This window comes from Aeromonas sp. 30P, assembly GCF_051919805.1.
Classification (GTDB): domain Bacteria; phylum Pseudomonadota; class Gammaproteobacteria; order Enterobacterales; family Aeromonadaceae; genus Aeromonas; species Aeromonas veronii.
The window spans coordinates 3,617,402-3,633,771 of sequence record NZ_JBQBEA010000001.1 but is presented as its reverse complement, the minus strand read 5'-3'; the positions used below and the strand labels follow the sequence as shown (position 1 = coordinate 3,633,771).

Genomic DNA, 16,370 nt, shown 5'->3' with positions numbered 1-16,370 from the left:
AACCTCTCATTTCACGATGGAACCGAGAGCGGTATTTGGAGTTTGGAGAAACTGATGAACAAATTTCTGAAGGTGTCCCTGTTGGCGGCGGCCGTTGCCGTCGGTCTGACTGCTTGCCAAAAAGACGAGAAGCCTGCTGCGGCCAATACCGCCGAAGTGAAGGCAGAAGCCAGCAAGCCGGCAGAGGCGACCAAGGCCGAAGCGAAGAGCTTTGAAGAGCAATCTGGCTACGCAATTGGCCTCTCCATGGGTCGTTACATCGCCAATACCCTGGAGCGTCAGCAGGAACTGGGCATCAAACTGGACAACGCCGTGATCCTGAAAGGGGTGACTGACGGTCTGGGCAAAGAAGCCAAGATGACTGATGAAGAGATCCAGAAGGTACTGCAGGATTACGACGCCAAGATCAACGAGCTGACCAAAGCCAAGGCCGAGAAAGACGCCGTTGAGAATCTGAAGAAGGGCGAAGAGTTCCTGGCTGCCAACGCCAAGAAAGAGGGTGTGAAGAGCACTGAATCCGGCCTGCAGTACGTGGTCGAGAAGATGGGCACTGGCGCCAAGCCGAAATCTACCGATATCGTCAAGGTTCACTACACCGGTACCCTGACCGACGGCACCAAGTTCGACAGCTCTGTCGATCGCGGCGAGCCGGCTACCTTCCCGCTCAATCAGGTTATCCCGGGTTGGACCGAAGGTGTTCAGCTGATGCCGGTTGGCTCCAAGTTCAAGTTCTTCCTGCCGTCCAAGCTGGCCTATGGCGAGCACGGTGCAGGCTCCATCCCGGCGAACGCCGTGCTGGTGTTTGACGTTGAGCTGCTGGCTATCGAGAAGCCGACTGCAGACGACGCCAAGAAGTAATCCCCTCTTGTAGTTAAAAACGGCTCCTTAAGGAGCCGTTTTTACTTGTGTATTCCCTGCAATCGCGGGATAACAGAGCTGTCTTGGCGTTGGGTTTGCGCGCGGAAATAAGGCAAAATAGATCGCAGAATCAAATACAAGGATGAGTCCAGTGGCTGAAAATAAATCGCGTGTCCTGCTGGTGGAAGATACCCGTAGTCTGGCGGTGGTCTATGAACAGTACCTGCGCCAGGAGGGGTATGAGGTGGTGCTGGCCGACTGTGGTCAGCAAGCGTTGGCGCAGTTGCTGGCAAGTCCTCCCCCCGTGGTGCTGCTGGATCTGGAGCTGCCGGATATGTCCGGTATGGATATTCTGCAAATGATCACCGAACAGCAGTTGCCTTGCTCGGTGGTGGTGATCACCGCTCACGGCTCGGTGGATGTGGCGGTGGAGGCGATGCGCCTCGGTGCCTTCGATTTTCTGACCAAGCCGTTTGACAGCAAGCGGCTCTGCGCCACCGTTCGCAATGCCTTGAAACACCAGCAGTTGAGCTCGCTGGTTGCCCACTATCGGGAGAATTTCGAGCGTAGCTCCTTCTTCGGTTTTATCGGTGCCTCCATGTCGATGCAGGCGGTCTATCGCATCATCGAAAGCGCTGCGCCCAGCAAGGCGACCGTCTTTATCACTGGCGAGAGCGGCACCGGCAAAGAGGTGTGTGCCGAGGCGATTCACCAGTGCAGTCCCCGCAGCGAACAGCCCTTTATTGCCCTCAACTGCGCCGCCATTCCCCACGATTTGATGGAGAGCGAGATCTTCGGTCATGTGAAGGGCTCCTTTACCGGCGCCCAGGGGGATCGCAAGGGGGCGGCCAGTCTGGCCGATGGCGGTACCCTGTTTCTCGACGAGATCTGCGAGATGGATCTCGACCTGCAGAGCAAGCTGCTGCGCTTCATCCAGACCGGCACAGTGCAGCGGGTCGGCAGCGGCAAGCTCGAGACGGTGGATGTCCGCTTTATCTGCGCCACCAACCGGGATCCGCTGGTGGAGGTGAAAGCGGGCCGTTTTCGCGAGGATCTCTACTATCGGCTCCACGTCATTCCGCTTACCCTGCCGCCACTGCGGGAGCGGGGTGAGGATATCCTGCTGCTGGCGCGCACCCTGCTGCAAAGCTACGCCAAGGAGGAGAACAAACGCTTCAAGGATTTCGATGTCGAGGCGGCGCGAGTGCTGCTTGACTACCCCTGGCCTGGCAACGTACGCGAGCTGCAAAACGTGGTGCGCAATATCGTGGTGCTCAATGACAAGGAGCTGGTGAGCCCGGATATTCTGCCTCCACCGCTCAATGGGGTGCGCCCCCAACTGCCGGCTGCGATTGCGGCAGCGGTGGCATCGGCTCCGGCCGCCACTGGCGTGGCCAACGGGCCGATTCGTCCGCTCTGGCTGGTGGAGAAAGAGGTGATCGAACAGGCCATCGCCAGTTGTGACGGCAACATTCCCAAGGCGGCGGCCCTGCTCGAGATCAGCCCCTCCACCATTTACCGTAAAAAGCAGGGGTGGGAGGAGTCCAATCGGGCCTGAACCATCTTGCCAGCAGATAAGGGCGGCTAGCGTGCCGCCCTTGCTATTTTGGGGATCAGAGTTTGGCGAGGCGCTTGAGGCGGGCCAGTCGTTCCCCCTCGTTGGCGCTGAACCAGCGGTCTTGCGACAGCAGAAACCAGGCGCGGGAGAAGTATTCCGCGGCCAGCGGATCGTCCAGCACCAAGGCATTCTCCCCTAGCTCCTCGAACAGATAACCATCCTCAGGTTCGCCTGCCTCGGCCATATCGGCCTTGAGTTGGTGCAGCTCTGCCTGCGCCTGCTGGTGCTGACCCTGGGCCCGGGTCAGGCGAGCCAGACTCCAGCGGGCGATAAACGCCTTGGCCGGCTGGTTATGTTGCAGATGCCAGGCCAGACACTTCTGTTGCTGGATTTTCGCCTCCTCAAAGCGGCCCAGTTCGAACAGGGTCCAGCCCTGATTGTTGTAAAGGGGAGCCAGCCAGCCACGCACCTTCTCGTCACAGCTGCGTTCCGCCAGCTCCATTGCCAGTTGATGCCAGCGGCTCTGCTCTTCCAGTGGTGCGGCGATGGCGATCATGTGAGCAGCGTCGATGGCGAGATAGGTTTCCTTCTCCTTGAGCCCCCACTGCCAGGCTTGTTCAAACAGCGGTTTGGCACTGGCTTTGTCGCCCGCCGAGTTAAAGGTGCGGCCTCGTTCCAGCAGGGCCCTGATCCGCGCTCTGGGGGTTTTATCGGTGAGGCGGGGCTCTATCTCGTCGAGCAGCTGATGGGCTTCGGCAAACTGGCGCTGCAGCGAGTGGGTGCGGGCAATTTGGGTCAGCAACTCCAGTTCGAGTTGCAGGTCGGCTGCGGCACGCGCTTCGGGAAGAAGGGTGTGAAAACGCAGGGCGCTGGCGGCGGGATCCTGATAATCCCACAACGCCATGAAATCGGGCGGATTGTCCATTTGGCCTCCTTGCTGGTTATCCTGTCACCAAGATGCCTGCAGGCCATTGTTTGTACAAGGGGCGCCCGTCACAGAGCGCCCCTTGAGTCATGTTAACGGCTGTGGCCGGTTGGTCAGTAGACCATGGCCAGGCTCATCAGCATCAGACCGAGGGCGGCAAAGGCCCCCTCTTTGATGGCGAGCCGTGGCACCAACGCCTTGGGCAGGGCCGGGAACAGGCTCAGGGCAAAGCCAAGGCCCGGCATCAACCAGTGGAATGCTGGATCGCGCAGGGTGGGATCGGCGGCACCGTTGATGATGATCAGTAAAATAAACAGGGTGAAGGCGGGGAGGATAAACCAGCGTACCCCGCCGGCGGCGACCGCCCGCAGCGGCGAAATGCGATAGAGCAGCATGGTCACAAGGAACAGAACAAAAGGGGCCAGCAGATAGAGCGGAGCGGGGTTCATAACATCTTTCCTGAAAACTGATCGTCAAAAAACCGGGTGTCCGGTGCAAGAGGCGCGGGATTTAATCACTCTTCGCAGGTAATCACCAGCAGTCCGGGTCCGGGCTGTGAAGAGGATCCCGGATAAAGGTTTGCTAGCGCACTCTTAGTGCAACCAGAACCAGGCTGCAGCAAATCCCAGCCAGCTCAGCACCAGCAATATCCAGGGCAGGGGATGCTGATGGCTTACTTCAACCAGCTCCAGCTGATCGTCTTGTTCTTCGGTTTGGGGCGCGCCCTGTGGCTGCCTGGCTTTGGCCTGCAATTTCTTCTGGCGGCTCGCTTCACGGGCCCGCGCCTTCATCTGTTTCTTGTATTCGTCGATGCCTTTCTGGATCCCTTGCGCGATAAGCTGGGTCTGTTCCTTGGTCTGCCCCGGCTTCTGGTTGGCACGGGCAATTTTCATCGCCTCCTGCTGGGTCTCGGGGGAAATCTTGTCGTACTTGGCCATCAACACACTCCTCGGGCATGGGGGAGGGAGTATGCCATAAAACCGCGTTTCGTGGGGCTAGGTCAGGTATGGCTACAAATGAGTAACACATCAATAAAAGCATTTAAAAATCAGCAGCAAAGGGCAAGTTTGGCCGTCGATCACAATTAACAACATTTGTGAGTCGCTGATGAAAATTTCTTCTTCGTTGTTTGTTATATTTGGGCCCGACCTGCTGGATAGGGTCACTAAATAACAAAACAATCAAGGTGATATGGAAATGAATAATAACGTTATCAAAGGCAGCGTGGCCCTGGCCGTGCTGGCGGCACTGACGGGTTGCAATATCTCCAAAAACGACAACGTGGCACCCTGCACCGAAAATGTCTGCAAACTGACCATTCTGCATACCAACGATACCCACGGCCGTTTCTGGAACAACGCGGAAAACGAATATGGCATGGCAGCCCAGAAGACGTTGGTCGAACGGCTGCGTAGCGAGGCCAAGGCGGCTGGCAGCAATGTGCTGGTGCTCTCCGGCGGTGACGTGAATACCGGGGTGCCCGAGTCGGATCTGCAGGATGCCGAACCCGATTTCATGGCGATGAACAGCATCCGCTACGACGCCATGGCGGTGGGCAACCACGAATTCGACAACCCCCTCAGCGTGATCGAGAAGCAGCGCAAGTGGGCCAGGTTCCCCATGCTCTCCGCCAACATCTATGACAAGGCGAGTGGCAAGCACTACTTCGATCCCTACAAGGTGTTCAAGCTGGAGAACGGTCTCAAAGTTGCCGTACTGGGCCTGACCACCGAGGATACCGCCCAGCTGGTGGATCCCGACAACGTGAAAACCCTGGAGTTTCGCGATCCGACCAGCGAGGCGGCCAAGCTGGGCAAGCAGATCCGTGCCAAGAAGGAGGCCAATCTGGTCTTCGCCATCACCCACATGGGCCACTATGCCGATGGTCAGCACGGCAGCAACGCGCCGGGCGATGTGGAGATGGCTCGCAAGCTGCCGGCCGGCACCCTGGATGCCATTATCGGCGGCCACTCCCAGAATCCGGTCTGCATGGAGCCGGGCAGTGCGAACAAGTACGCAAACTTCAAGCCGGGTGATGCCTGCCTGCCGGATCAGCAGAATGGCACCTGGATCATGCAGGCCCATGAGTGGGGCAAATATGTGGGTCGTGCCCAGTTTGACTACCAGAATGGCAAGCTGACCCTGACCAGCTATGAGCTGATCCCGGTCAACCTCATCAAGCGCAACGCCAAGAGTGAGCCGATCGATGCCAACGGTGTCGTGACCAAAGACCCGGCCAAGATGCAGTTCGTGCAGGACGAGATCGTGAAGGATCCCGAGCTCTACAACACCCTGCTCACCTATCAGGAGAAGGGTCAGCAAGAGCTGAATGTCGTCATTGGCTCGGCAGATGGCTTGCTGGTGGGGGATCGCAACTCGGTGCGCAACAAGCAGACCAACCTTGGCCGCCTGATCACGACGGCGACCACCGGCAAGCTGGGCGTTGACTTCGGGATCGTCAACTCCGGCGGTGTGCGTGACAGCATCCCGGACGGCGACATTACCTATCGCAGCGTGCTGCTGGTGCACCCCTTTGGCAATACGGTCAACAAGGCGGTGATGAAGGGGAGCGAGCTGGCGACCTATCTGGGCCAGGTTGCCACCAAAACCCGCAACACCGGTGGTTACGCCCAGTTTGGCGGCATCAATATGGCGGTGGATTGCCAGGCCAAGAGCGTCAATATTACCAGTATCGGTGGCAAGGTGTTTGATCCGGCAGCAACTTACAGCTTCGCGATCCCGAGCTTCAGCGCCTCCGGTGGTGACGGCTATCCGAAGATCGATACCATCAATGCCGGTTTGGTGGATGCTGCCGTGCTGAAGGAGTACATCGAGATCAAGAAGACCATCAACGTGGCCGATTATCAGCCAGGCAATGAGGTGAGCTATCTGAACTCAACATCTGCCGAAGGGTGCAACTGATTCGTCAGCGGTGCGTTTAGCTCCAGATGTGATCCCCAAGGGCAGCCGGTGGCTGCCCTTTGTCGTTGTTTGGGTGGCGGTTACAACTCTTCAATCATCAATGACGATAGCAATCGCCTGTATGAGGTCAGGTGAGGGGATGAAATGAAAAGAGGCGGCCCGTTGGCCGCCTCTTGCGCAGTGACAATCTGAACCTTACAGCTGTTCGATACCAACGATATGCCAGGGAGCATTGTTTTTGGCCAGATCGCGCTCGAGGTGCCACACCTCTTTGATGTCTTCTTCGACCTGCTCCTGACGGTCCATGTAGCGGCCGCTGAAGCGCACACTCACCTGAGCCCAGTCGCTGCCGTAGTCGGCGCGTACCAGCTGGGTATCGACGTACATCACTTCGGTGTGCTGGTCGCCGGTCAGTTCGGCGCGCTCGGCTTTGAGCTGCTCAAACAGCTCGGGGCTGACGTACTCGCGCACTTTTTCCAGATCGTTCTTGTTCCACGCCTCTTGCAGGGTGCGATAGTGATCGCGGGCACCGGCCAGGAAGCTGTTCATGTCAAAGCCCGGCGGCAGGCGGAACGGCACGTCGCTGTCGGCAAAGCCGGTGGCTTGCGGGGCGCTGTTGCTCTGCTCAAATTGCTGCGGGGCCGCGGATTGCGGTGGCTGATAGCCCGCATAGGCCGCCTGTTGTGGCTGTGGCGTCGCGACCTTGCCCTTGCGCAGGGTACGGATCAGGAACACGGCCCCCAGCGCCAGCAGGGCGATCAGCAGGAAGTCCATTCCTTGCAGACCTTCGAAGGCACCGCTGCCCAGCAGGTAGGCAAACAGGCCGCCAGCCAGCAGGCCGCCCAGCAGGCCACCCATCATGCCGCTCTTTTTCGGCGGAGTCTGGGCATTCAGTGTCGGATTCTTGTTGTCGACCGGTTTGGCCGCAGGCTGGGCCGGCGCAGTTTTGTAACTTTTACCAAAGGATTTGCCGCCGCCAAATTTCTTGGCTTCGGCGTGAGGTGCCCCCAGGCCAATGGCCAGGATCACGGCAAACAGGGTCAGCATCTTTTTCATTTTGACTCTTTTCACTCTCGTCTGTGGGTGGGGCATGCTCCGCTTTGGCAAGCTCAGCAAGGCGCATGGCAGGCTGCCTGTCCCTAATTGTGTTGCAGCTTGTATTCATCAATATCACCTCTGGCATGAATTATTCATGAACGAGGTTGCCGCGATGCGGCGTCAAACAAGAGGAGTAAACCGGATGAAAAGCAGAAGATTGAGTCGCAAGGAGCGCAAAATGCGAAGCAAAATCAAAATGGTCAAGGTAGAGCAGACTCTGGTTTGGCCCTTTATGATGGTATGAGCCGCCAGATAGGGCTCGCCGTAGTTGGCTTTCTTTTGTAAAATTCCCGTCCCCTTCCCGCTGCGGTTTTTATGTGTATGGCAGAGCAAGTGACGGCGAAAAAAGACGCCAAGACACAACAGCTGAAAGTTCCTCCCCACTCTTTTGAGGCCGAACAGTCCGTACTGGGCGGCCTGATGCTGGATAACGATGCCTGGGATCGGGTTGCCGAACGGGTTATCGATCAGGATTTCTACAGCCGTCCGCACCGGTTGATCTTCCAGGCCATGACCCGCCTCTCCAACGCGGGCAACCCCATCGACCTCATCACCCTGCAGGAGGAGCTGGAGCGCTCCGAACAGCTGGAGGAGGCTGGTGGCTTCGCCTATCTGGTGGAGATCGCCAAGAACACCCCGAGTGCCGCCAACATCAACGCCTACGCCGAAATCGTGCGCGAGCGAGCGGTGGTGCGGGAGATGATCTCGGTCGCCAACGAGATAGTCGAAGCAGGCTACGAGCCACAGGGCCGTACTTCCGGCGATCTGCTGGATCTTGCCGAGAGCAAGGTATTCAAGATTGCCGAGCAGCGCACCAGCGCCAACGAGGGGCCCCAGCCCCTGAAGCTCATCCTCGAGCAGACCGTCGACAAGATTGAAGAGCTGTTCAAGAAGCCGCACAACGGGGTGACCGGGGTATCGAGCGGTTACAACGATCTCGACAAGATGACCGCCGGTTTGCAGCGTTCGGACTTGATCATCGTGGCGGCCCGTCCTTCCATGGGCAAGACCACCTTTGCCATGAACCTTTGCGAGCATGCGGCCCTCACTGCCGACAAGCCGGTGCTTATCTTCTCGCTGGAGATGCCCTCCGAGCAGATCATCATGCGTATGCTCGCCTCGGTCGGTCGCATTGACCAGACCAAGGTGCGTACCGGTCAGCTCGACGACGAGGATTGGGCACGCCTCTCCTCCACCATGGGATTGCTGCTGGAGAAGGGCAAGATGTATATCGATGACGCCTCCGGCCTCACCCCGACCGATGTACGCTCCCGTGCCCGTCGGGTGGCACGCGAGCATGGTGGCCTATCCATGATCATGGTGGACTACCTGCAGCTGATGCGGGTGCCGGCGCTCTCTGACAACCGTACCCTGGAGATCGGCGAGATCTCTCGCTCCCTCAAGGCCTTGGCGAAAGAGCTGCAGTGCCCGGTGGTGGCGCTCTCCCAGCTGAACCGAAGTCTGGAACAGCGGGCCGACAAGCGCCCGGTCAACTCGGATCTTCGTGAATCGGGCTCCATCGAGCAGGATGCGGATTTGATCATGTTTATCTATCGTGATGAGGTTTATCACGATGACAGCCCGGACAAGGGGATTGCCGAGATCATCATCGGCAAGCAGCGTAACGGCCCTATCGGAAGAGTGCGTCTCACCTTCCAGGGTCAGTTCTCCCGGTTCGACAACTACGCCGGTCCGGCGTTTGATGACGATTATTGATAAGTAACAATCATGGCAATCCTGTAGTCAGGATTGCCACCACCGCTCTGACCCGCTTGCCATTTATTGAGAGGCAGCCAGCCAGAGCCTGTTTTCCCGGTTCGACAATTATGCCGGTCCGGCCTTCGACGACGATAAGTGAGTGGCGGTCTTCTGCCCGATGAGGGGGAGACCATTTGTGCCCTCGTAAGGGAAAACCATGAAAGCGGCTACTGCCCAAATCAACACTGCGGCCTTGCGCCACAACCTCGCCGTGGTCAAGCGCCACGCCCCCGCTTGCAAGATCATCGCTGTGGTCAAGGCCAACGCCTATGGCCACGGACTGCTGCCGGTCGCCCGCACCCTGGTGGATGCGGATGCCTATGCGGTGGCCCGTATCGAAGAGGCGCTGATGCTGCGCTCCTGCGCCGTGGTCAAGCCCATCGTGCTGCTGGAGGGCTTCTTCTCCGCCGACGACCTGCCGGTGCTGGCGGCCAACAATCTGCAGACGGCGGCTCACACCTGGGAGCAGCTCGAAGCGCTGGAGCAGGTCGAGCTGCCAGCGCCCGTGGTGGCCTGGCTCAAGCTTGACACCGGCATGCATCGCCTCGGGGTACGTGCCGACGAGATGCCCGCCTTTATCGAGCGCCTCGGCAAGTGCAAGAACGTGGTGCAGCCGTTCAACATCATGACCCACTTCAGTCGCTCCGATGAGCTGGAGCAGCCCACTACCCGCGAGCAGATCGACTTGTTCAGCAAGTTGACCGCACCGCTGGCGGGCGAGCGGGCCATGGCCAACTCGGCGGGCATTCTGGCCTGGCCAGACTCCCACTGCGACTGGGTTCGCCCTGGCGTCATCCTCTATGGCGTGTCGCCCTTCCCCAACACGGTGGCGGCCGATTACGACCTGCAGCCGGTGATGACCTTGAAGACCCAGCTGATTGCTGTGCGGGATCACAAGGCGGGCGAGCCGGTGGGTTATGGCGCCAACTGGGTGTCGGATCGCGATACTCGGCTCGGGGTGATCGCCATCGGCTACGGTGACGGTTATCCGCGCATGGCGCCCAATGGCACTTCCGTGCTGATCAACGGCCGCATCGTGCCGCTGGTGGGGCGTGTCTCCATGGATATGAGCACGGTAGATCTTGGGCCCGGCGCCACCGACAAGGCCGGCGACGAGGCGGTGCTGTGGGGTGAGGGGTTGCCGGTGGAGCGGGTGGCCGACGAGATTGGCACCATCCCCTACGAGCTCATCACCAAGCTCACCTCCCGCGTCTTTATGGAGTACGTCTGATGTGGCAGCAGTGCCTGCTGACGTTGAAGCCCCGTTCGCGGGGCTTTCATCTGGTGACGGACGAGCTGGTGGCCAAGCTGCCGATGCTGGCGGATTATCGGGTCGGCATGGCCCACCTGCTGCTGCAACACACCTCCGCCTCGCTCACCCTCAACGAGAACTGCGACCCCAGCGTGCGCAGCGATATGGAGGCCCATCTGCACCGGCTGGCGCCGGAAGATGCCCCCTACTATCGTCACACTTATGAGGGGCCGGATGACATGCCCGCCCATATCAAATCCTCCCTGCTCGGGGTGAGCCTGCTGCTGCCGATCCGTGACGGTCAGCTGGCACTTGGCACCTGGCAGGGGATCTGGCTTGGCGAACATCGCGTCGATGGCGGTGCCCGCAAGGTGCTGGTGACCCTGCAGGGGGAGTAATCAGACTACAACTAGCTGAAAGATAAAAAAGAGGGATGGCGCCGAGCCATCCCTCTGTCGTTTCTACGGTTTTGTGAGCCATCCACCTGCCAGTGGTGAAGCGCTTTTCGTGGCTTAGCCGACCTTGAAGGGGGTCAACTCGGCCAGCGGGGAGGCGTCCATAAAGGCTTGCGGCTCCTGACCGTGTTTGAAGATCTTGAAGTCCTGATCGCGGGCGCTCCAGTACTCCAGACGCTCGCTGCCGTTTTCTCCGGTGATTTGCAGCAGACTCGCTTCGCGCAGGGCCACAACGTATTCGCTCGGGTTGATGGCGCAGAACTCGGCCAGACGCTCGTCGCGGGTTTCGCCCATGTGTCCGCTGATGCTGGCATCCAGATAGTGCGGGTTGATCTGCAGCGGGAACAGGCCCAGCGCGGGCAGCACGGCGGCGTTGCAGACCGGCATGTCGTTGGTGGTGCGGATGCTCGGGGTCGCCACGTTGCAACCGGCGCTCCAGCCCACATAGGGGACGCCCCGTTCGCGCACGGCACGCTGGATCGGCACGATCAGGCCGTTTTCATGCAGCAGCTGATTCAGGCGCCAGGTGTTGCCGCCGCTGATAAAGATGGCGTCGGCCTGATTGACGGCCTCGACCGGATCATCGAAGTGGTGAATGCTGATGGTCTCGATCCCGAGGCTCTCGGTAAGTTCGTTGGCGCGGGCATCCCAGTCGCTGCGGATCACCGCATAGGGGATGAGCAGAATGCGTTTGACCTGTTTGCGAGCCAGCAGGCTTTGCACCCGGTCGCGGGCCCAGCCGAGCAGACCCGGAAATTCGTTGGCTTTACCATTGCTAAGCAGAAGCAGTTCCATCAGATACGTCCTCAAAAAGTGAAAGCGGAGGAGGGAGGGCCACCGGAACCGCCGTGCGGCCGGATGGCAAGAGGAGGCATGCTACCACCATTGGCGCGGCGGTTCTGTGATCGCGAGGCCCATTCAACGGCTATGGAGGAGTTATGGATGGATAAATCAATGCCAGCTGGTGGATTAATAAGCAGCGCTCCGCTCGCTGCCATCGCCAATAAAAGACCCCGCCGCAGCGGGGTCATGGCAGAGTTAGTCGAGTTTGAGATCGACCCACACCATGCGGTGATCCGAGCTGACTCCCTTGGCGATGCCGAGTTTCGCATCATAGACCAGGTGATAACCGGCCTCGAAGCTGGCAGGCCAGAAGACGCCGCTCTTGACCGCGTTGAGGTTGGCGGAGGGGATGACGTGATCCAGCTGTAGCACGCTGGAGTTGGTGATCCGTTCCGGGTTGGGGCGATTGAGGTTACGTTTGCAGTCGGCCCCTTTGCTGACACACTCCGGTCCCCCTTCGCTGACCGGGATCAGGGTGCCATTGGTGATGGCCTGATTCATCAGCGGGTTGTTTAGCAGATCCTGAATGGCGGTCAGGTCGCCGTCACCGGTGAGCGGATCTGCGTTGAGATCGCCGGCGATGACGAACTTGGCGTTTTTGGCCAGCCCACCCTTGGTGCCCTTGTCATCGGTCATGTAGTTGAGACCCTTGACGTAGTCGTTCCAGAAGGCGATCTCGGCGCGGTTGTGTTTGACGGTGTGGCGCGCCGCGTTGGCAAAGATTGGCGGGGTCGGGTGGGAGATCAGGAAGTGGATCACCTCTTCACCCTTCTCGGTCTTGATGCGTACCGGCACATCGGCGTGGTTCTTGGAGGAGAGCGGGTACTGCTGCCAGGCTGCGTCTGAATACCAGGCATCGCCACACTGGCGGCTGGCCGGGATCTTGACCTTGGGATTGTTGCAGTCATCGATGATGGGATTCTGCTCGCTCGGCATATCCTTCCACTTGAAGTTCTGGAAGGTGCGGATCTGCTTGGTGTCGATGGGGTATTTGGACATTACCGCAAAGGCGTACTGGCCGTGGTAGTTGCCAAAGCCCCAGGCATCGTCGGGGCCGCTGTTGACCTTGCCATCCAGATTGAGGTCATAACCGCTCATCAGGCCGGTGTTGGTGGCGAAATTCTGCATCACCGGATAGCTGATGGCCGTCACCTCTGCGTGCTGGGCGTGGGCCAGATAGTTGTCGTTGAAGGCTTTCAGATCGGCGGTGCTCTCGCCTTTGCCGTCGTTGTCGAACTCGTTGAGCAGGAACACATCCGGGCGGGTTCGCTGGATGATCTCCGCCACGTTGCGGATCTGCTGCACGTTCTTGGCTTTGGTTTCCGTGGCGCCGCTCAGGCTCCCTTCGGCGAGGCGGGCCAGCAGGGCATCCTGCTCGGTGCGGGTCAGTGCCAGCTCACCGGTCAGCATACCGGCGGCAGTGCGGTCAAAAGAGAGGTTGAAGGTGGCAAAACGAACCATGGGATCAGCTGCCTTTGAGTCGTTGTCGCTGTTGCAGCCTGCCAGCATCCCGAGGGAGATGGCGGCAGCCAGTAGGGTCTTGTTGATATTATCCATTGTAATTATTCCGTAGCATCAATGAGTTATGCCTTCTGTGAGGCGGCGTCATTATAAGTAGACGGTGATGCTGCGGGGGGGTTGCCTGAGCAAAGTGTGAGGATATTCACACCACATATCTGGCGATGATGAATGTTAGCAGGGCGATATGGGGTGTGAAAAACCGGTTTATACGCTGCCGTTTCCGGGATGAATAGCGCGTTTCCTGCCGTTACCGCACTCTGAATTTGTCACTGATGAATGTTAGCAGGGCGATATGGGGTGTGAAAAACCGGTTTATACGCTGCCGTTTCCGGGATGAATAGCGCGTTTCCTGCCGTTACCGCACTCTGAATTTGTCACACCACCATCGGCAGGCCGCTCTCGGGGTGGTGGATCACCTGTGCCGGATAGTCATAGAGCCGGGCGATCAGCTCAGGGGTCAGCACTTCGGCAGGCGTGCCATCGGCCATCAGCTTGCCCCGCTCCAGCATCACCAGCCGATCGGCATAGCGCGCCGCCAGATTGAGGTCGTGCAGCACCACCAGTACCGCAGTATTGCGGCTGGCGAGGGCGCGCGCCATGGTGAGCAGCTGATGCTGGTATTTCAGATCCAGCGCCGAGGTGGGTTCGTCGAGCAGCAGCAAGCGGGGTTGCTCGGCCTGCTCGGTCGGGGAGGGGGCCTGCCAAATCTGCGCCAGCACCCGGGCAAACTGCACCCGCTGCCGCTCGCCGCCGGAGAGCCCGGGATAGAGCCGCTTGGCCAGATGCTCGACCCCGGCATGGGTCATGGCCGCCGCCACTATCTCGTCACGCCGCGCCGCCGGTTCACTGTGGGGCAAGCGCCCCATGGCGACCACTTCCTCGCAGAGAAAGGGGAAGTTGAGGGAGGAGCTTTGCGGCAATACCCCGAGCCGGTGGGCCAGCTGGCTGCTGTCCCACTGCTGGCGATTTTCGCCAAACAGAGTGATGGTGCCCTCATATTCCAGCTCGCCGGTCAGGCACTTGAGCAGCGAGCTCTTGCCCGCCCCGTTGGGGCCGAGCAGCGCGGTGATGGTACCGCTCTCGAGACTAAGATCGAGCCCATCCAGGATCTGGCGCTGGCCACGGCGCAGGCTGAGTCGGCTGCAGCTCAACAGGGGGGAGGAGAGTGAGGATGAGAGTGGTTGCATAACAGTCCGTATCACAGGGCGCGGCGGCCTTTTACCAGCAGCCAGATGAAGGGGGCGCCGAGCAGGGCGGTGATGATGCCCACCGGCAGCTCGGCCGGGGCCAGCAGGGTGCGTGCCAGCATATCGGCTGCCAGCAGCAGGGCGGCGCCAAGCAGGGCCGAGAGCGGCAGCAACCTGACGTGGTTGGGACCCGCCAGCAGGCGCACCAGATGGGGCACCACCAGCCCGACGAAGCCGATCATCCCCGATACCGCTACCGCCACCCCGACGCCCGCTGCGGTGAGCAGGATCAGGCGGCGTTTGAGGGATTGCACATTGACCCCCAGATGACGGGCCTCCCCTTCACCCAGCAGCAGGGCGTTGAGGGGATTGGCATCGCGCATAAAGAGCCACAGCAGGGCCGCCAGGGTGAGCAGGGCCAGCGCCACATCAGCCGGTTTGCCTGCTGCCAGCGTTCCCATCTGCCACAGGCTCAGGTTGCGCAGCATCTGATCGTCCGCCAGATAGGTGAGCAGGCCGATCACCGCGCCGGAGAGCGCCGTGATGGCGACCCCGGCCAGCAGCATGACGGTGACCGAGGTGCCGCCCTCACGGGTGCCGAGCAGATAGACCAGGGTGGTGGTGAGCGCGCCGCCGAGAAAGGCGAGCAGCGGCAGCAGACCAACCCCGATGGTGGCTTGCAGCTGCTGGCCGAGGGGGGCCAGCAGCACGATGGCGAGCGCCGCGCCGAGCGCCGCACCGCCGGAGACACCTATGATGCCTGGGTCAGCCAGGGGGTTGCGAAACAGTCCCTGCATCACGGCGCCACAGAGCCCGAGGATCCCCCCCACTGCGATGCAGAGCAGGGTGCGCGGCAGGCGAATTTCCTGAACGATCAGCAGCTTGTGTGACTCAATCCCGCTCTCCTGCCCGGCAAACAGCGCCCGCAGACTCTCGCCCAGGGTGAGGGTCATGGGGCCGGTTGCCAGCGAACCGAGCAGCAACAGCGCCAGTGCGGCCGTGGTGAAGGCCAGCAGCCAGGAGAGGGGCAAGCGCATCATGACCCCTGCTTGATCCACTGGGCGATCTGGTTCGCCTGTTGCAGGGAGTTGAGGCTCAGGCCCCCTTGCAGGGCGTGACCGTCGATAGCGTGAATGGCGTTGCGCTTGCCTGCCGGGGTAGCCGCCAGGGCGGGCACTTCGGCCAGCACCTTGGCCGGGTCGGCATACTGCTGCCAGTCACGACCGCTGACCAGCACCAGATCGGGCTGCATCTCGATGAGGGATTCGGCGGATACCGGCTTGTAGTTGCGCAACTCGGCGACCGGATTGATGCCGCCTGCCAGCGAAATCAGCGCGCTGGCGGTGGTGTCCCCCCCGGCGATGCTGGTGGGTTGCCCCTTGTGCAGCAGCAGGAAGGCGACCTTGAGCGGTTTGTTCTGTTTGGCTTGCGCCGCCAGCTGATCGGTCTGAGCCTGGATCTCTGCCTTCAGGCGATCGCCAGCGGCTTTATCGCCCAGCAGGCTGGAGAGGGTGTCGATGCGCTGATTGAGGTTGGCGAGGGTCGGCGCGGTATCCAGCACCTCCACCTTGACCCCGGCACGACGCAGCTGATCCAGGGTCGGGGCCGGGCCCATCTCGTCGCTGCCCACCAGTCGGGTGGGGGAGAGGCTCAGGATCCCTTCGGCGGCCAGCGCCCGGTGATAGCCCACCTTGGGCAACCCTTTTGGCAAGGGGCTGCTGACATCGGTGGCGATCAGGCTCGATTCACCGCCAAGGGCCAGAATGAGTTCTGTGGTGGCCGGGCCGATACTGACGATACGCTCTTTCTGTCCGTCGGCGGCAACGGCAGAGAAGGGAGAGAGTGAACTGCAGAGCAGGGTGATGGCGAGGGCAAGACGACGGCCCATGCTAACCTCCGAAGGGGTGAATGAAACGGGTGTGCCGCCGAGAATATCAAGGCTTTGGAAAAAATGCACTGATAATGATAGCAATTATCAATTGCATTGGTTTCG

15 protein-coding genes are annotated in these 16,370 nt (G+C 60.2%); 6 read left to right on the top strand and 9 right to left on the bottom strand.

Translation table 11 applies throughout. The features are described from left to right. Positions 1–54: 54 nt before the first annotated feature. Positions 55–858, top strand: coding sequence for an FKBP-type peptidyl-prolyl cis-trans isomerase (fkpA, locus tag ACTG2B_RS16800; protein ID WP_005335283.1), 804 nt, complete (start codon positions 55–57; stop codon positions 856–858). A gap of 151 nt (positions 859–1,009) precedes the next feature. After that, the gene (locus tag ACTG2B_RS16795; protein WP_005348258.1) at positions 1,010–2,416 is read left to right on the top strand and encodes a sigma-54-dependent transcriptional regulator; all 1,407 of its coding nucleotides are present in this window, start codon (positions 1,010–1,012) and stop codon (positions 2,414–2,416) included. 55 nt (positions 2,417–2,471) lie between these two features. Here ACTG2B_RS16795 and ACTG2B_RS16790 read toward each other — a convergent pair whose 3' ends face one another. From ACTG2B_RS16790 to ACTG2B_RS16780, 3 genes are all read right to left on the bottom strand, one after another. Then, positions 2,472–3,341: a hypothetical protein gene (locus ACTG2B_RS16790; protein WP_439996471.1), complete on the bottom strand. Its 870-nt coding sequence runs from the start codon at positions 3,339–3,341 to the stop codon at positions 2,472–2,474. A gap of 113 nt (positions 3,342–3,454) precedes the next feature. Then, positions 3,455–3,790 carry a hypothetical protein gene (locus ACTG2B_RS16785; protein WP_005335280.1) on the bottom strand — a complete coding sequence of 112 codons (336 nt, stop codon included), beginning with the start codon at positions 3,788–3,790 and terminating at the stop codon, positions 3,455–3,457. 144 nt (positions 3,791–3,934) lie between these two features. Next, a complete protein-coding gene (locus tag ACTG2B_RS16780; protein ID WP_005349520.1) occupies positions 3,935–4,279 on the bottom strand; it encodes a DUF2956 domain-containing protein in 345 nt (114 codons plus the stop codon). Between the two features lie 259 nt (positions 4,280–4,538). Here ACTG2B_RS16780 and ushA point away from each other — a divergent pair, with 259 nt between their 5' ends. After that, entirely contained in the window at positions 4,539–6,263 is a 1,725-nt protein-coding gene (ushA, locus tag ACTG2B_RS16775; RefSeq protein ID WP_439996470.1) for a bifunctional UDP-sugar hydrolase/5'-nucleotidase UshA, read from the top strand. 195 nt (positions 6,264–6,458) lie between these two features. On the opposite strand, the gene ACTG2B_RS16770 is transcribed toward ushA, so the two are convergent. Beyond that, the gene (locus ACTG2B_RS16770) at positions 6,459–7,319 is read right to left on the bottom strand and encodes a Tim44 domain-containing protein (RefSeq protein WP_005335275.1); all 861 of its coding nucleotides are present in this window, start codon (positions 7,317–7,319) and stop codon (positions 6,459–6,461) included. 363 nt (positions 7,320–7,682) lie between these two features. On the opposite strand from ACTG2B_RS16770, the gene dnaB reads away from it, so the two are divergent. The 3 genes from dnaB (at position 7,683) to ACTG2B_RS16755 (ending at position 10,769) form a co-directional block, all read left to right on the top strand. Continuing rightward, positions 7,683–9,077 carry a replicative DNA helicase gene (dnaB, locus tag ACTG2B_RS16765; RefSeq protein ID WP_439996469.1) on the top strand — a complete coding sequence of 465 codons (1,395 nt, stop codon included), beginning with the start codon at positions 7,683–7,685 and terminating at the stop codon, positions 9,075–9,077. A 199-nt stretch (positions 9,078–9,276) separates the two neighbouring features. Next, positions 9,277–10,350: an alanine racemase gene (gene alr, locus ACTG2B_RS16760; RefSeq protein WP_439996468.1), complete on the top strand. Its 1,074-nt coding sequence runs from the start codon at positions 9,277–9,279 to the stop codon at positions 10,348–10,350. Continuing rightward, a complete protein-coding gene (locus ACTG2B_RS16755; RefSeq protein ID WP_150389544.1) occupies positions 10,350–10,769 on the top strand; it encodes a secondary thiamine-phosphate synthase enzyme YjbQ in 420 nt (139 codons plus the stop codon). The genes alr and ACTG2B_RS16755 overlap by 1 nt, the downstream gene beginning before the upstream one ends. A 114-nt stretch (positions 10,770–10,883) precedes the next feature. Here the strand turns inward: ACTG2B_RS16755 and pepE are convergent, their stop codons facing one another. The 5 genes from pepE to ACTG2B_RS16730 form a co-directional block, all read right to left on the bottom strand. Continuing rightward, positions 10,884–11,621 (bottom strand): dipeptidase PepE, encoded by a 738-nt coding sequence (gene pepE / locus ACTG2B_RS16750; RefSeq protein WP_429040691.1) that lies wholly within the window; start codon positions 11,619–11,621, stop codon positions 10,884–10,886. Positions 11,622–11,864: 243 nt separating this feature from the next. Further along, a complete protein-coding gene (locus tag ACTG2B_RS16745) occupies positions 11,865–13,226 on the bottom strand; it encodes an endonuclease/exonuclease/phosphatase family protein (RefSeq protein WP_439996467.1) in 1,362 nt (453 codons plus the stop codon). 338 nt (positions 13,227–13,564) lie between these two features. After that, positions 13,565–14,377: a heme ABC transporter ATP-binding protein gene (locus ACTG2B_RS16740; RefSeq protein WP_429202744.1), complete on the bottom strand. Its 813-nt coding sequence runs from the start codon at positions 14,375–14,377 to the stop codon at positions 13,565–13,567. An 11-nt stretch (positions 14,378–14,388) separates the two neighbouring features. Next, a complete protein-coding gene (locus ACTG2B_RS16735) occupies positions 14,389–15,417 on the bottom strand; it encodes a FecCD family ABC transporter permease (RefSeq protein WP_439996466.1) in 1,029 nt (342 codons plus the stop codon). Then, on the bottom strand, positions 15,414–16,265 hold the full coding sequence (locus ACTG2B_RS16730; RefSeq protein ID WP_042080088.1) for a heme/hemin ABC transporter substrate-binding protein: 852 nt from the start codon (positions 16,263–16,265) through the stop codon (positions 15,414–15,416). Before ACTG2B_RS16730 ends, ACTG2B_RS16735 begins: the two co-directional genes overlap by 4 nt. Positions 16,266–16,370: the final 105 nt, after the last annotated feature.

Excerpts from the sequence above, each read along its gene's own strand:
- ACTG2B_RS16780 (WP_005349520.1), bottom strand. The coding sequence starts at position 4,279 with ATGGCCAAGTACGACAAGATTTCCCCCGAGACCCAGCAGGAGGCGATG.
- ushA (WP_439996470.1), top strand. The coding sequence starts at position 4,539 with ATGAATAATAACGTTATCAAAGGCAGCGTGGCCCTGGCCGTGCTGGCG.
- pepE (WP_429040691.1), bottom strand. The coding sequence starts at position 11,621 with ATGGAACTGCTTCTGCTTAGCAATGGTAAAGCCAACGAATTTCCGGGT.
- ACTG2B_RS16730 (WP_042080088.1), bottom strand. The coding sequence starts at position 16,265 with ATGGGCCGTCGTCTTGCCCTCGCCATCACCCTGCTCTGCAGTTCACTC.
- ACTG2B_RS16790 (WP_439996471.1), bottom strand. The coding sequence starts at position 3,341 with ATGGACAATCCGCCCGATTTCATGGCGTTGTGGGATTATCAGGATCCC.
- ACTG2B_RS16735 (WP_439996466.1), bottom strand. The coding sequence starts at position 15,417 with ATGATGCGCTTGCCCCTCTCCTGGCTGCTGGCCTTCACCACGGCCGCA.
- ACTG2B_RS16745 (WP_439996467.1), bottom strand. The coding sequence starts at position 13,226 with ATGGATAATATCAACAAGACCCTACTGGCTGCCGCCATCTCCCTCGGG.
- dnaB (WP_439996469.1), top strand. The coding sequence starts at position 7,683 with ATGGCAGAGCAAGTGACGGCGAAAAAAGACGCCAAGACACAACAGCTG.
- fkpA (WP_005335283.1), top strand. The coding sequence starts at position 55 with ATGAACAAATTTCTGAAGGTGTCCCTGTTGGCGGCGGCCGTTGCCGTC.
- ACTG2B_RS16770 (WP_005335275.1), bottom strand. The coding sequence starts at position 7,319 with ATGAAAAAGATGCTGACCCTGTTTGCCGTGATCCTGGCCATTGGCCTG.
- ACTG2B_RS16755 (WP_150389544.1), top strand. The coding sequence starts at position 10,350 with ATGTGGCAGCAGTGCCTGCTGACGTTGAAGCCCCGTTCGCGGGGCTTT.
- ACTG2B_RS16785 (WP_005335280.1), bottom strand. The coding sequence starts at position 3,790 with ATGAACCCCGCTCCGCTCTATCTGCTGGCCCCTTTTGTTCTGTTCCTT.
- ACTG2B_RS16740 (WP_429202744.1), bottom strand. The coding sequence starts at position 14,377 with ATGCAACCACTCTCATCCTCACTCTCCTCCCCCCTGTTGAGCTGCAGC.
- alr (WP_439996468.1), top strand. The coding sequence starts at position 9,277 with ATGAAAGCGGCTACTGCCCAAATCAACACTGCGGCCTTGCGCCACAAC.